Annotated in this window: 16 protein-coding genes; 6 read left to right on the forward strand and 10 right to left on the reverse strand. The window is 42.2% G+C overall.

Going from position 1 to position 14,641, the window contains the following annotated elements:
• Positions 1-737 precede the first annotated feature (737 nt).
• On the reverse strand, positions 738-956 hold the full coding sequence (locus tag QUB24_RS21545) for a helix-turn-helix domain-containing protein (RefSeq protein ID WP_006632503.1): 219 nt from the start codon (positions 954-956) through the stop codon (positions 738-740).
• Between the two features lie 291 nt (positions 957-1,247).
• On the opposite strand from QUB24_RS21545, the gene QUB24_RS21550 reads away from it, so the two are divergent.
• On the forward strand, positions 1,248-1,718 hold the full coding sequence (locus QUB24_RS21550; RefSeq protein ID WP_333155304.1) for a hypothetical protein: 471 nt from the start codon (positions 1,248-1,250) through the stop codon (positions 1,716-1,718).
• Positions 1,719-1,823: 105 nt separating this feature from the next.
• On the opposite strand, the gene QUB24_RS21555 is transcribed toward QUB24_RS21550, so the two are convergent.
• The 6 genes from QUB24_RS21555 to QUB24_RS21580 all read right to left on the reverse strand — a co-directional run bounded on the left by QUB24_RS21555 (position 1,824) and on the right by QUB24_RS21580 (position 6,580).
• The gene (locus QUB24_RS21555; protein ID WP_333155306.1) at positions 1,824-3,212 is read right to left on the reverse strand and encodes a UDP-glucose/GDP-mannose dehydrogenase family protein; all 1,389 of its coding nucleotides are present in this window, start codon (positions 3,210-3,212) and stop codon (positions 1,824-1,826) included.
• A gap of 212 nt (positions 3,213-3,424) precedes the next feature.
• Positions 3,425-4,363 (reverse strand): UDP-glucuronic acid decarboxylase family protein, encoded by a 939-nt coding sequence (locus QUB24_RS21560; protein WP_333155307.1) that lies wholly within the window; start codon positions 4,361-4,363, stop codon positions 3,425-3,427.
• Positions 4,364-5,102: 739 nt separating this feature from the next.
• Entirely contained in the window at positions 5,103-5,495 is a 393-nt protein-coding gene (locus QUB24_RS21565) for a DUF5615 family PIN-like protein (protein ID WP_333155309.1), read from the reverse strand.
• A gap of 6 nt (positions 5,496-5,501) precedes the next feature.
• On the reverse strand, positions 5,502-5,813 hold the full coding sequence (locus QUB24_RS21570) for a DUF433 domain-containing protein (protein ID WP_333155311.1): 312 nt from the start codon (positions 5,811-5,813) through the stop codon (positions 5,502-5,504).
• A 17-nt stretch (positions 5,814-5,830) separates the two neighbouring features.
• Positions 5,831-5,953 carry a hypothetical protein gene (locus QUB24_RS21575; protein ID WP_333142100.1) on the reverse strand — a complete coding sequence of 41 codons (123 nt, stop codon included), beginning with the start codon at positions 5,951-5,953 and terminating at the stop codon, positions 5,831-5,833.
• 138 nt (positions 5,954-6,091) lie between these two features.
• The gene (locus QUB24_RS21580; RefSeq protein ID WP_333155312.1) at positions 6,092-6,580 is read right to left on the reverse strand and encodes a helix-turn-helix domain-containing protein; all 489 of its coding nucleotides are present in this window, start codon (positions 6,578-6,580) and stop codon (positions 6,092-6,094) included.
• 504 nt (positions 6,581-7,084) lie between these two features.
• On the opposite strand from QUB24_RS21580, the gene QUB24_RS21585 reads away from it, so the two are divergent.
• The 4 genes from QUB24_RS21585 (at position 7,085) to QUB24_RS21600 (ending at position 11,288) form a co-directional block, all read left to right on the forward strand.
• Positions 7,085-7,666, forward strand: a complete 582-nt coding sequence (locus QUB24_RS21585; protein WP_333155313.1) for an adenylate kinase — start codon at positions 7,085-7,087, stop codon at positions 7,664-7,666.
• A gap of 129 nt (positions 7,667-7,795) precedes the next feature.
• A complete protein-coding gene (locus QUB24_RS21590) occupies positions 7,796-9,181 on the forward strand; it encodes a P-loop NTPase fold protein (protein ID WP_333155314.1) in 1,386 nt (461 codons plus the stop codon).
• Positions 9,174-10,256 (forward strand): hypothetical protein, encoded by a 1,083-nt coding sequence (locus tag QUB24_RS21595; RefSeq protein WP_333155315.1) that lies wholly within the window; start codon positions 9,174-9,176, stop codon positions 10,254-10,256. Before QUB24_RS21590 ends, QUB24_RS21595 begins: the two co-directional genes overlap by 8 nt.
• A 45-nt stretch (positions 10,257-10,301) precedes the next feature.
• On the forward strand, positions 10,302-11,288 hold the full coding sequence (locus QUB24_RS21600) for a CBS domain-containing protein (protein WP_333155316.1): 987 nt from the start codon (positions 10,302-10,304) through the stop codon (positions 11,286-11,288).
• A 62-nt stretch (positions 11,289-11,350) separates the two neighbouring features.
• On the opposite strand, the gene QUB24_RS21605 is transcribed toward QUB24_RS21600, so the two are convergent.
• From QUB24_RS21605 to lepA, 3 genes are read right to left on the reverse strand one after another with little or no spacing between them, the layout of a single operon-like run.
• Positions 11,351-11,755, reverse strand: coding sequence for a transcriptional regulator (locus QUB24_RS21605; RefSeq protein WP_333155318.1), 405 nt, complete (start codon positions 11,753-11,755; stop codon positions 11,351-11,353).
• A gap of 19 nt (positions 11,756-11,774) precedes the next feature.
• A complete protein-coding gene (locus tag QUB24_RS21610; protein ID WP_333155393.1) occupies positions 11,775-11,870 on the reverse strand; it encodes a type II toxin-antitoxin system HigB family toxin in 96 nt (31 codons plus the stop codon).
• Between the two features lie 38 nt (positions 11,871-11,908).
• Positions 11,909-13,723 carry a translation elongation factor 4 gene (gene lepA / locus QUB24_RS21615; RefSeq protein WP_333051855.1) on the reverse strand — a complete coding sequence of 605 codons (1,815 nt, stop codon included), beginning with the start codon at positions 13,721-13,723 and terminating at the stop codon, positions 11,909-11,911.
• Positions 13,724-14,050: 327 nt separating this feature from the next.
• Between lepA and QUB24_RS21620 the strand changes: the two genes are divergently transcribed.
• Positions 14,051-14,278, forward strand: a complete 228-nt coding sequence (locus QUB24_RS21620) for a hypothetical protein (RefSeq protein ID WP_333051858.1) — start codon at positions 14,051-14,053, stop codon at positions 14,276-14,278.
• Positions 14,279-14,641: the final 363 nt, after the last annotated feature.

Below are 14,641 nucleotides of genomic sequence, written 5' to 3' on the forward strand. Positions count from 1 at the left end.
TAATAATTTATAACTCTGCAATTATACATTGTTGGGCTAATTTTAGCAATCTTTTCCTATCATTCAACACTTCTGCCCAATTACCAATGAAAAAGATAGACAAACTTATTTTGGCGTCCTCAATTATCAAAGCAAATAATTCCATATTCAGAGCCATCCATCTGGTGATGGAAAATCACCACTTAAATTCATAAAAGACTTACAAAATAAATATAAAAATCGCAAGATTATCTTGATTTGGGAGGGAGCTAGTTATCATAAATAGGGAGATTTTAGAGACTTTTTATTAGAACTAAATGGTGACAAATAACCTGAGAATTGGTCAATTACTTGTATTTTATTTGCTCCCCATGCTCCCCAACAGAATCCCGTTGAAGATATTTGGTTACAAGCTAAAAAATTTTTAAGAAAGTATTGGTATTTATGTAGGTCTTTTAAGATTGTCAAATTTTTATTTGACTTTTTTACTAAGGAACATAAATTTGATTTCCCCAAAATACGTCAATATACTTACACAAAGAAAATTATTTAGGATTGCTCTAGATATAGAAATTCATTTAGGATTGCTATAGCATTTGACGGTTCTCCTAATTTCAGGCTGCAAGCGGGTTATTTCAATGATAGGGGATCGACTTTGGTTGCGGGCGATCGACCTATGCTGAAATCATCACATCAAAACTTCGATCGTCACATCAAAAGTCGATCGCTACAACCTTGAATTTAGGCAAAACGTTCAACTATTTTTCGAGGATTACCACGAAATCCTCAATCATCACATCAAAAGTTCGAGCCAGCTTGTGAACTGCTGCAAAGTCAACCATTGCCATCCCCTGAGAACGGGCATAATTGCTAATCGTACTGTAGCCCACGCCCGATCGCTCCGCAACTTCCTTGAGCGTCCATCCCTTCTCGGCAGCCAACTCTCGAACCCGCAACCTTACTAAGCCTTTGCTCATATTCACTATTTACAAAATTTTGGATTTAGTATAATATATCAAAAAGCGATCGCCCCGGTCATTGGATTTTAGATTTTAGATTTTAGATTGACTCTAAAGATGAATCTGGGAGCTTGAACGTTGGTCGAAAATTTTGCGCCTCTCATGGCAGAAGTCGGGGCTTGTCTCCGTTTTGCGGGGGAGTCAACGAAACTAAAGACGATCGCCCGTTATAATTAATCCCGACCGATAATTTCTGTCGATCGCACTTAGCAGAGATAGATTTAGCTACCACCACCAGATGCAACTACAATGAGATCAGAGAATCAGTTAAGATCGTCAGAGATCGGCGAATCAAAAATTATTCACAAATCGTCGATCGTCAATCCGCGATCGAGATTTGTCACCGAAGAAACAGTGGCACTCCTGTTCAACATATCACCCGAACAGATATACCGGATCGATTGCTGCCACAACGTGGTGTATGTTCATGCCAAAGGCCTCAGTCGATTTGTCAGCTACGCCGATTTTCCGCCAATCCTAGAAGTAAAACCGCCCTGTGTTCAAGATTTTGTCGCATGGTACAAACGCTGGAAACGGACACAAGCACCTGAATTTTGGACTAAATTCTATACGTACAACTTCAAAGCGGCTGTTTCAGTGGACAGCTTGCTTGAGTGGGGTAAATTAGTCGCTACAGTGAAATCGGTAATTTCTGCCTCAGCGCTGCAACAGCTACGAGATGTTTACGCTCAAGAAAAAGCATTGATGGAGAATTTTTAAAGCAGGCGGGGCGGGTAAACCCGCAATTGTTGGCCACCAGCAAGATAAATGTAAGGTGCGCCGAAGCGCACCCTACGGGATAGAGGTTTTGATCAAAAATCTTCTTTACCTTCCAATCCCCACATATTGGAAACCAGCCTCTTCTAAAGCCTTCTTGTCTAAGAAATTGCGGCCATCAATCATCACCGGATGATTCATCAACTTCGCCATTTTATCGTAATCTAAATTGCGAAACTGTTCCCAGTCAGTCACCAATACCAAAGCATCGCAACCGTCTGCCAACCTTTCCGGGTCAGTTTCTACCAAAACCCCCGACAAACCGTGACGCATCCCAGTTTGAGAAACAATTGGATCGTAAGCTTTAACTTTCGCTCCCAACCGATTCAAATTCTCGATTAAATTCAGCGAAGGAGCATCTCGCAAATCGTCAGTATCCGGCTTGAATGTTAAACCCAAAAGTCCGACTGTTTTACCTTTGAGAATCTTCAAAACGTGCTGCAACTTTTCAATAGCAATCAACCGCTGGCGTTCGTTAACTTCCACCGCCGCTTTCAGCAAATGCGCCTCGTAGCCGTAATCGTCAGCAGTGTGAACTAAAGCTGAGACATCTTTGGGGAAACAAGAACCGCCCCAACCAATGCCAGCTTGCAGAAACTTGTTGCCAATCCGTGAATCTAAACCGATACCTCGGGCAACTTGAGTAACATCTGCGCCGACACGATCGCAAATGTTAGCAACTTCATTAATAAAGCTAATCTTCGTAGCCAAAAAAGCATTAGCTGCGTACTTAATCATCTCCGCTGAACTGATATCAGTCATCACCACAGGAACTTCCGGCAAAGACTGATTTTCTGCAAACTTGCGATCGACAATCGGCCGATATAACTGTAGCATCATATCCATAGCCCGCCGAGAGTTGCTACCGAGAACAATGCGATCGGGATTAAAAGTATCGAAAACAGCACAGCCCTCCCGCAAAAACTCCGGGTTGCTAACCACATCAAATTGAACACCTGTTTTTGCTGCTACTTCCTCACCAGTAGCGCCATCACCGCTGTGAGGTTTTTGACGTTCCGCCAAACCGTCTAGTACAATTCTTCGCACCCAATCTCCCGAACCGATGGGCACTGTCGATTTGTTTACGATTACTTTGTAATCGCCGTCGAGGTGAGCTCCAATTCCACGAGCAACCGCTTCCACGTAGCGAGTATCGCTTTCCCCTGTAGGCAAAGGAGGCGTCCCCACGGCAATAAACAAAATATCCCCGTGAGACACTCCTGCTGCTAAATCCGAAGTAAATTCTAGATTGCCAGATGCAGATGCAGAGGACATTAATTCAGACAGTCCGGGTTCAAAAATAGGCGACTGTCCCGACTTCATTAATTTAACTTTTTCTTCGTTGTTGTCTACGCAAATCACGTGGTGGCCGATGTGGGCCAAACAAGTGCCTGTGACTAAGCCAACATATCCTGTACCGATGACACAAACCTGCATAGAAATCTCCTCAAAGCTAGTAAAAAAATCAGATGGGATGTTGAAAGAAGAAGGAAGAAGGGAGAAGGCTTTAGTTATCTAGGAGAGAAGGAAAAAACAGCTTGTAGGGGTAGTGTCCCCCGTGCCTACCCCTAGAGGGCAACCACGGGGGGTTTGCCCCTACCAATCTCTGGGCCAACCACGGGGGGTTTGCCCCTACCAATCCCCAGTTTCTACTTTTGGTTTCCCTCAATGCGATCGCGAAAATCCTTTATAGTCAACTCTAAACCTTGATCCAGCGGCACAGTTGGCTCCCACCCCAACCAAGTTTTAGCACGAGTAATATCCGGTTGTCGCTGTTTTGGATCGTCTTCCGGCAGCGGTTTAAAGATAATTTCTGCCCCTGGATTAATCGTGTTTTGAATTTTTTGTGCCAGTTCCAATATAGTGTATTCGCCGGGATTCCCCAAATTCATCGGCCCGATTTGGTCGCTATTCATCAAACCAATAAATCCTTCCACCAAATCAGAAACGTAGCAAAAACTCCGTGTTTGGGAACCGTCGCCGTATACAGTCAGCGGTTCGTTTCGCAAAGCTTGAGCAATAAAATTGCTCACTACTCTGCCGTCATTTTCCAACATCCGCGGGCCATAGGTATTGAAGATTCGCACAACTCGAATGTCTACACCATTTTGACGGTGGTAATCAAAAGATAAGGTTTCAGCTACTCGCTTGCCTTCGTCGTAACAGCTCCGAATTCCTATACAATTAACGTTGCCGCGATAATCTTCTGTTTGCGGATGTACGTCAGGATCTCCGTACACTTCGGAAGTGGAAGCGAGAAAGAATCTTGCTTTTACCCGTTTGGCCAATCCCAACATATTCATCGTGCCGATGACGTTTGTTTTAATGGTCTTGACAGGGTTGTACTGATAGTGTATGGGGGAAGCGGGACAAGCTAGATGGTAAATCTGATCTACCTCTAACCGAATCGGTTCCGTGATGTCGTGGCGGATCAGCTCAAAATACGGGTTGTCCAGCCATTTGAGGATATTGCGTTTAGTCCCGGTGTAAAAATTATCCAGGCAGACTACCTCATGTCCTTGGGCCATTAAGCGATCGATTAGGTGGGAACCGAGGAAACCTGCACCGCCTGTGACTAAAATTCTCATTGTGGAAACTGCCGTTCTGTTTAGGGGTAGGACTGGAGTACAAAAATTCAGTCGCTAGAATGAAACTTACTAATAGAATAACAAAATTGCGATCGACAATGTAAAGACTTATGCGTCACCTTTATTAAATCTTTAATTAACTTAGCATTTGCCAATACTTTGAACAAAGTGCTATAATTCGCAAATGTCAGCTAGCAATTTTTAGTGAAGCTTCAATATTTTCGCAAAAATACTGTTGACAATAATTCACTTTTGAGTTAATAGGTATTAATTGTTTGTTTGTTGTGATTGGTGAGGCGATCGCTTCTGTCTTGAGTTATCTAAGAAAAGGCTGATTCCCTAGGTATGGCTACGCTTCACGGGCTTGTTTGAGAATAGGTTAATCCAGTTTATGTAAACAGGGCTGACGCGCGTCAATCGATTTTAGATTTTAGATTTTAGATTAAAGAATTGACTTGCGCGAGATAAATGCGGGGGCTCTTCTGATTTTAGATTTTAGATTTTGGATTGATTCCACGGATAAATCACGTGGCGGGTACCACCTTTGAAATTCGCTTGTCAGAGGCTAGAAACCTGGTTTATTCGTAGATAAAGTTGAGCAAGCAAATATTTTTCCGAGAAACCCGGTTTATTTGGCCTTAGTCGCGATCGACTAACTGCGACGACGGGAATTAGAATTATACAGTATCGCTATCCGATCGCGGTGGAATCTCAGCAGCAGTTAAAGTCACGATTATTTTTAAGAAGACTTTGGGTATTCCTGAAGTATAAATGTCTGTTGACTACCTTTAAGATTCTGTTTCATCACCCGAAGCAGACGATTATCCATTGGCTGTGTATCTTGGGTGAAAAATTCATGAAGTACCTGCACTTTGCCTGCATAGTCTCGATCGGCTTTACAAATTACAATTCCTGCATGATTTGAGGTTGTAGAATGGAGATTGATGAAATCTTGACGATTTTCTGTAATGACTACTCGCCCTGCATTTGTCGCGTACATCAAGACTTCATCATCGGGAATTTTTTGATTGGCTTGTCCAGCTTCATAGGATGTCAAAACATCATAGCCACGCGCTCGCAGTAAATCAACCATTGCGATCGGAAAGTTTTCATTCGAGTAAAACTTTAGCATTTTTAGTTACTCATTTTCAGCAAGCCACAGCTCGATTTCTTCTCGGTTGTGTTGGTAATAGTTCGCAACCGCTTGCAAATCTTGAAGGGTGAGTCCTGGATAATTATAGAGAAGTTCGGATTCAGTTGCGCCCTGTTGTTGGTAGGCGATAATCGTCCAGACGGGAATGCGGGTATCGCGAATTCGCGCTGCACCGCCACAAATTCCTGGAGTTTTGTGAATGGGATTCTGAAGGGTTTGGATGAATTGTAGGGTTTGTGCTAGCAAGTCATCAGGCAGTGTTTCAATGGTTTGGAGAAGTTGTTCTTTGATGGTCATAATCGATCGCCAAAATCTCAAAGAGTTGCGGGCTTTTTAGTGAGTTCTAGAAGTTGCCAAAGCAGTTCGGGCAAGCGATTTTGCAGAGGTTCTAGACGTTGAGCCAGTTCGTCTGGAATTTGAAGGGTAATTGTTGCCATGTTTTTTAGTGACTGACGCTCTCATTGAATCCTAGCACAAGAGAAGTGCGATCGCCCCGCGCGATCGGGTAAAGGTGCGATCGCCCTTCCTGATTTTAGTCGCTACACCCTACCAATCTGTTGATTTGTGGCAAAATTTTAGTTACCGTTGTTATCGTTGATGTCTAGATTTTGTATTGGCAGTTCTGAATCTAGTGATGTAGGTATTTGGAGCTTGACAACAATTACTATTTGATTTTTTTCAATACTTATATTACTTATATTAACTATGCTCTTTTCTGGTAACAAATTACTGACTGGCAAGTTAGCAGACGACGGAGTTTTATATCCAGCATCCTCCAGCCATTCTGTAATATTTCTCCAATTTTCTATTTTTTCAATGCCTTTACCCACAAAGGCTTTAACGTATTTATAAATAGAGGCACACAGGTCAGTTTCAACACCCTTGGGATTCTTTTTCAGCTTTTCGGCGATTTCAGCGGGACTGAAGCCACAAAGCAACCCCCGCAGATGCAGCTTTTCTACGGGGGTGAGAGGCTTTCCCTTAACGGCGGCCAAGTCCGAGTACAGAGTTTTTAAGTCCCAGCGGCTTTCTGCCTCGACGAAGCGATCGTTTGTGGATGCCATAGATGGGTGTCTCTAAATTTCCTGATGGAATTCTAACATAACTCCTGATGAGTGTCAGGTTATTACCAGACTCAGCTAGCGTATGATAAGTGTAGGCTAAAGCGCAAAGGGTGCAAGTTACAAGTCAAAAACTTGGTGGGAGGGCTTTTGAGCTATTACTGACTACAGTTAGCGATCGGACAGGGGAGTAGGGCTGAACTTTGGTAAATTTCTCGCTTTGACTCTGGTTTCGGCCACTGCCGGTAATTTTTTTAATTTATTTTCTGGGTTTTGCATAATTTTATGGATTAGCCCCTGATATATAAACAGGAGGCTGCAACAGGCCTTGTTGGAAAGAAGTTCGTGTTTGTGAGTGCGATCGGCGAAAGCTTTGCTATGCAAGACTTTTGCTTGTGTAATCCCTACCTGATTTTTGCATAAAAGTTAGGGCGATCGTCCGATAGACAAATACAGGCTAGCAAGTCATTTTTTCAGATACATCTAGATCCAACAAAAGGAAAAACAATGCGCTTAATATTCTTAGGCCCTCCAGGGGCAGGAAAAGGAACACAAGCCAGTATTTTGGGGAAGAATCTAGGAACACTCCACATATCAACCGGCGAGTTATTGAGGCAAGAACGCAAAGATAAAACGAAACGCGGTGTCGAGGCGCAGTCATACATAGATCGAGGTGCATTAGTTCCCGATCGGGTAGTCATGGAAATAGTACATGAACAACTGACTAAGCCAGAAGCTAAGAAGGGGTGGATTTTAGATGGGTTTCCTCGAAACGTTTCTCAAGCCGATGCGCTAGATGAATTATTAATCGGAGTATCTCAACAATCTTATGACTGTGTGATTAGTTTTGAGGTGCCGGAGTCGGTTTTAGTCGAACGACTCAAAGAACGGGCTATCAAGGAGGGACGCACGGACGATACGCCAGAAGTGTTGCGTAACCGTTTACAAAGTTATCACGAAGAAACAGCCCCTTTGATTAAGTTCTATGGCGATCGAAAAAAGTTAGAAATAATCAATGGTTTTATGTCGATGGAAGCAGTCACAGGTGCGCTGAAAGAAGTTGTAGATGATCTGAAAAAAAACATTTAGAACTTCCGCAATAGCTTGCTTTCCGTTTCCCCCTTTTCAAGGGGGGCAATGAAGGAGGTAAGCTTGAGATTTTAAACGCAGATTCCTGACAGTTAACCTTACTTTTGTACGAATAACAATTAAAAAAATATGTCCCATAACTACAATGATAAACCCAACGAAGAGCCTAGTCTCAATTTTGAGCTTTATGCACAAGAGCTAGGTAAAATAGCTGTAAAAGCAACAACCGGTAATGAAGGAGCATTTACAGTAGGAATCTTTGGCTCATGGGGAAGTGGAAAAACCACTCTCATGCGTTGTATCGAAAGAAAATTTGAAAACCATACTGAAAATTTCGGAGTAGAAGAGTTTGAGTCTCACTTGCATAATTTTGATAAAAATAACTTTAAAACTATTTGGTTTAATCCTTGGAAGTATGATGATACACACGGCATCAGAAACGCCCTCATTCAAACAATATTGCGGGAAATGGCCGAAGATTCTCAAAGAGCTATAGTTAAAGAAAAATGTAATAATTTAGCGAGTCGTTATAACGCTAGTCAGTGTATTTTGCAAGTAGGAGAACACTTACTAGGAGCAGCCCTTCAATCACAGATGTACGGTGTCAATCCACTTGAAATTTTCAAGGCTCTGAGAAATTTAGGTGGAAGAGCCAAGGAAAATCAAGAACAAAATCAGGTAAATGATTTAGAGTTAGATACTGACCCCTATTTATTCATTAACAGTTTTGAAGCCCAGTTTCGAGAGGTAGTTAAGGAATATGTCGGAGAAAATGGCCGGTTGGTAATCTTTATCGATGACCTAGATCGGTGCTTGCCAGAAAATGCCCTGACTGTTTTAGAATCTCTGAAACTTTACCTTGACAATGCTAATTGTGTTTTCTTTATAGGGCTGGACAAGAGAGTTATTGAACAAGCAGTTAAACAACGATACAAAGATTTGAATGTAACTGGCAAAGAGTACATAGAAAAAATGATTCAGCTTAATTTCTTTTTGCCCGAAAAGAATTCAAAGCAAGTGACGCAAGTTTTGCAGAATGAACTAAACGAGTTAGTGGCTGGCAAGCCCTATCCCATAGATGCTACAATGTGGACAATGACTTTGGCAGCAACGAAAGGAAATTTTCGCAAGACTAAACAGTTTGTTATTGCCTGGGCGCTAATTAGAAGTCTAGCTATCTCACTTAATGTAGCAGATGAAAAAATGATTCCTAAACTTGCCAAGGTTCTTTTAATTCAAATGAATTTTCCCGAACTTTATGATGCCTTGCTCAACAAAAGTTATCATTTAATTGGGCATCTAAAAGAAATAATAGATGCTCGGAGGCAGAGCACTGAAGCTGCAAAAGAAGCGCTGAGTAAATATCCAGAATGTAAAAGGTTTGTAGCAGACAGTCATTTGATCGGCTTTCTGAAAGGGAACGAGCAAGACATTGCTGATTATGCAGATATCAGCGACCCCCAAGATTTAAAAAAACTTTTAGAGATTTTGTCTGAAACAGGAAGGAATGCTTAACACAATTAAATCTTTAATACAAGAGTTTTTGGAAAAATTAGAAAGTTTTCTAAAGACTCCTAGCGATATCAAACAGTGCTCGGAAGAAACAATTACCTTAGAATATCCTACAAATCGGTCACCTATTTTTGAAAGGCTAAACAGGCTAAAAATGTTGCACAATCCTGATTTATTAACCACTAGCTTTGAAGACGCCAAAGTTATCAGTGATGACTTTTGTAGCATTAAGATTTCGGAGACATTGGCACAGGCAATCTCTTTGGTAACATTACTGAATCCAAGCGATATTATCGTTACGGATGATGAGGAGAAATTTTTAGGAATTGTGAGTAGTTTATCAGTTTCCCTTGAATTTACGCCTCAATTACAAAATGTGCCTTTTAAATACAGACATAAAACGACCAAAATAGGTCAAGCCACTGAGTTGATTTTGAGTCAAGGAAAAAAAACAATCGGTGAAGTCTTTAGCCTAGATAAGAATTACTGTTTTTTTCAAAAAAAGAAACAAATTGATTATGTTTTTGATGAGTTTGGCAAACTTTATAGAACACCAGATGACCAGACTTTTATACCTATTTTGAATGAAGATAAAACCATTGTAGGTGTAGTTACTTGGCAAGGAGTTTTAGAGTATCTTAGAAATGACCGCTTGTTGGAGGAATCAACAGTAGAAAATCTTTTCGAGAAGATGTCCTCAACAAAAACCTCTCTGGATCAGCTATATACATTGCTGCCAGAGGATACGTTAGAATCGGCGCTCTATGCAATCAACTATTTGCCCATAGAACAAATCCTAATATGTGATGTGGATAAAAAATTTTTAGGATTGCTGAATAGAGAGCAAATTAGTATTTTAGCGCATCCGATGTACTACCACTTAATGAATACACCTTTAGGAGACATTATGCAGCCACTAAGTAGCTTACATCTCGTTCAACCTACCGATAATCTCAAGGACGTTATTAGGAATTTTCTGGAATCAGACACAGAAGTTTCTGTTCTTATGGATAGTTCCGATAGCCAAATTCCCAAAATGGTTATAACGCCAAGAACTATCCTACAGTTTATCAAATAACTGTTCTTAAAGTATCTAACTAAAAAATCACAGGAGATTAAAACAATGCCCGAAATACCCTTTACTCAACTTTTGCAAACACCGCTCAATCAAATCTTAAAAGGTCTTGGAGATTCCAAAAAAGTAAAAACTGTAAAAACCACTGATACGATTGCTCATCTAACTGGTAAGATGGAGTGCTTTAAAATCAGAACGATGCCAGTTTTGGATGCGAAGACTGGAAAGCTGGTAGGAGTAGTGAGTCTGGTTGATGTTGCCAAAGTTCTAACACCTCGAAACACTAAATTACCGATAGAGTATCTGATTGAGAAAGGCTTCGACATGACTCAGCTTCATGATGCTAATAAAGAAATGGGTAAAAAAACTGTCGGAGAAGTTTTTGACTTTGATCTTAAACCTGCGTTTATTGTATGGACTGAAGTTTTAGAAGAAGCCATTAAACAATTGATTCGTAGGGATGAAAATTCTAGACGCAATAGAACGTTGGTTATTTTGGATGCTGGGGATCGAGTTGTAGGAACTTTTTCCTATGTGGATGCTCTCAGAATCATACGCGATGGGATAGGGATCAACGCATTTTTGCTCAACTATACAGCCCATGATGTATTGACTGCAAAAGTAATCACCCTGACTCAAATTGAGTGCCTACAAGATGCAATGTTTACTTTCGGCGGTTTGTTTACACACATACCTATCACCACAGTAAAAGATGGAAACATAGTAACAGGTATTGTAGATGATATTGCTGTTGCCACGCTAGAACATCACCTTCTTTATGAGGATTTGTGTGATTATCCTCTGGGTCAAATGATGACCAAAGTATCCGATAAAAACACAGTGGAGCCAAATTGCCCAATAAAAACCTTAATAGGTAAATTTGTAGATGGGCATGAAAGGCCAACCGCCATTTTAGTTGGAGACCATCAAGGCGAACAATTTACAATGGCAGGTATCATCAGCTATGTGGATATATTCAGAAAACTGTTAGAGTTCGTAGAGGAAATGATCGCTCAACAACCGGGAAATAATTAAGTAGAGTAAAGTACGATCGCCCTTAATGCCCAAAAGCGCGATCGCTCTTAATCTCACTTCCCTTAATTACAAAACAAACTCGGCTCTACATGAAAAAAACTCCCCAGAATCAATGCCAACTCTTTACCAATATCTCGATCGCCATTAACCACTTCATACACTCTTTTTTCAGAGCCAATGACTCCTACCAAATCAGCAGGTTGTAACTCTCTTTGTTCCATCAAAAACAGCAGTATTGAATGAGGCGTTGCTGTGGTTCCTGGTGCGTAATATTCCTGCTCAAATTTTTCAATCAATGCAATCAGCAATTCATATAACTCATTTTCTTCAGGAGTGCGATCGCGCTGGTGCATCAACTCTTCCACAATAGCGAGAGCTTTCTCATTATCCGCTTCATTTCTAATTATTTCCGGCTGGTACTGAGACAATAACTCTTTGTACTTATCTGGATTAAAAGTAAGGGTCATTTTTCCATTTCTCTTTATCCTACTCAGCATGGGTGAGAATATATTTGATATAAATTAATTTGGTTTTATAATCAATACTAACTATTAATCGATAATTATTACCCAGGTGGAACAGGCATCTTGCCTGTTCCCAACAAAATCCCTACATACAGATTACGAATCTCGATCGAGCTTCAGCACAGCCATAAAAGCCTCCTGCGGCACATCCACAGTACCCACAGACTTCATCCGCTTCTTACCCTTCGCCTGCTTTTGCAGCAACTTTTTCTTCCGCGAAATATCACCGCCGTAACACTTCGCCAACACATCCTTCCGCAAAGCCGGAATGTGTTCCGAAGCAATCACCTTCGCGCCAATTGTCGCTTGAATAGGAACCTTAAATTGATGGCGAGGAATCAACTCCTTGAGTTTTTCTGTCAACCCGCGGCCCACATTATAAGCCTTATCGCGGTGTACGATCATCGCCAAAGCATCAACCGGATCGCCATTAATTAAAATGTCCATTTTCACCAACGGATTTTCGCGATAACCGATGAGGTGATACTCCATGCTCGCATAACCGCGCGATCGCGATTTCATCTGGTCAAAAAAGTCCGTCACCACCTCCGCCAAAGGCAACTCGTAAACCAGCGTAGTTCGGCCTTGACTCAGATACTTCATATCCATAAAAATGCCCCGCCGACTTTGAGACAGTTCCATCAGCGCGCCCACATAAGTTTCTGGCGACAGCATTTCTACCCGCACATAAGGTTCCTCAATTTTCTCCCGATACTGAGGATCGGGCAAGTGGCTGGGATTGTCAATTGTTAACACTTCTCCTTTAATTGTTGTGATTTGATAAACCACAGAAGGAGCCGTAACAATCAAATCCAAATTGTATTCTCTCTCCAGTCTTTCTTGCACAATTTCCATGTGCAGCAAACCCAAGAAACCGCAGCGGAAACCAAATCCCATCGCACTCGAAGTTTCTGGTTCGTAAGAAAGCGCCGCATCGTTGAGTTCGAGTTTTTCTAAAGCTTCCCGCAAATCGGGAAATTGGTCAGCATCGATCGGGAACAAGCCGCAAAAAACCATCGGCTTTGCCTCTGTATAACCCGGCCAAGGCTCCGGTGCCGGCTTTTTGACCAAAGTAATCGTATCGCCAACGCGAGCATCAGCTACGGCTTTAATTGCCGCGCCCAGATAACCAACTTCCCCCGCGTGCAGTTCGTCTACTTGAACTTGAGTCGGTGAAAGGATGCCTAATTCATCGATGACATATTCCTTACCCGAAACCATCAACAAAACTCGATCGCCCTTTTTGACACTTCCGTCCATCACCCGGAAATACACAATTACCCCGCGATAAGGATCGTAATAACTATCAAAAATTAGCGCCCGCAGCGGTTTGTCAACAGTATCCTGCGGCGGCGGCACCAATTCGACGATCGACTCCAAAATCTCATCTATACCAATTCCTTCCTTAGCCGAAGCCTCAATCGCCCCGCTACAGTCCAGACCGATAATTTCTTCAATTTCCCCTTTTACCCGTTCCGGTTCTGCCCCCGGCAGGTCAATTTTATTTAAAACTGGAATAATTTCCAGATTGTGTCCCAAGGCAAGGTAGACATTTGCGAGGGTTTGTGCTTCTACGCCTTGAGATGCGTCTACCACCAGCAGCGCCCCTTCGCAAGCAGCGAGCGATCGCGACACCTCGTAAGAAAAGTCCACGTGTCCGGGAGTGTCGATCAGATTCAGCACGTACTCCTGACCGTCCTTGGCAGTATAATTCATCCGAGCCGCTTGCAGCTTGATCGTAATGCCGCGTTCGCGTTCGAGATCCATATTGTCTAAAAACTGCTCCTTCATCTCCCGTGCCTGCACAGTCCCAGTCGCCTGCAACAGGCGATCGGCCAAGGTCGATTTTCCGTGGTCGATGTGAGCAATAATCGAAAAATTACGAATGCGAGATACAGGGACGTTAGTCATGTTTTTTATCGAAGAGCTAATCGGCAAAGGATACTTTTTGTTGTATGATTACACAAGCAAGAGTAGAGTGCTTACTTCAACCTCTTACTGGGATTGAGATGAAACCACAACTGAGGCAAACCTCAAGAGTATCAGTTATTAGCCTTTCAAGTGTCCGATCGAGCCCGGACACCCAAAAGGAACAAACTTTTCTCTCTCTCATTGTACAGAAAGCGGTTAAGCGGTTGAGGAAAGGTTGGGTGCAAATCAGGGACTGCCAATATCTAGTCCAGTCGGTTGTCATCAAAAGAATTGAAACTTAAGAATTAAAACTAGGATTTTTTAACTATGAGCGAATCAAGAATACCATCCCACAGTTCGTCAGAAAAAGTCGAACTGTCCATCCATATCGATCCTGAACTGCTAGACCAAATTAAGCACTTGACGAATGACCCCAGCAAAGTCATTGAAACAGCAATCAAGCAGTGGCTCAGAGGCGAGCGCCGCGAAGACGAGCTGGCTCTGAGTTTACGCCGCAACCCCCCAGTCCCGCCCCGTGGTGAGTGGAACGACTGAGGTACTCTCGCCCCAGACGGCGCGCGCAAATCTGCAGGCTGTAAAGTTTCTGGCAATGAAATTTCGATCGCGCGGGCGATATCCTGCAGATTTCGCGGCGAAAGCTACAAGTGGTGGGCGAGTGAACTCGGCTAAATCACAACCTCGGAACTATTCGAGGTGGTGGTTCGCAGCCTCATATTTTGGCGTAATTTTCACATTTGATAGTTAATCGGTGCAGATTCCTAATTTCTCAATCTTAATTTTTATCTTTAAATTACCCAAAACGGCTGAGAACGAATAGTTTTTAGTTTTGAGTTGAGTTCAGAATTAAATAATAAATGTTTTCTGAGTTCATTAATCACTCAATACTCAATAATAGAA

This window comes from Microcoleus sp. B9-D4, assembly GCF_036705105.1.
Classification (GTDB): Bacteria; Cyanobacteriota; Cyanobacteriia; order Cyanobacteriales; family Microcoleaceae; genus Microcoleus.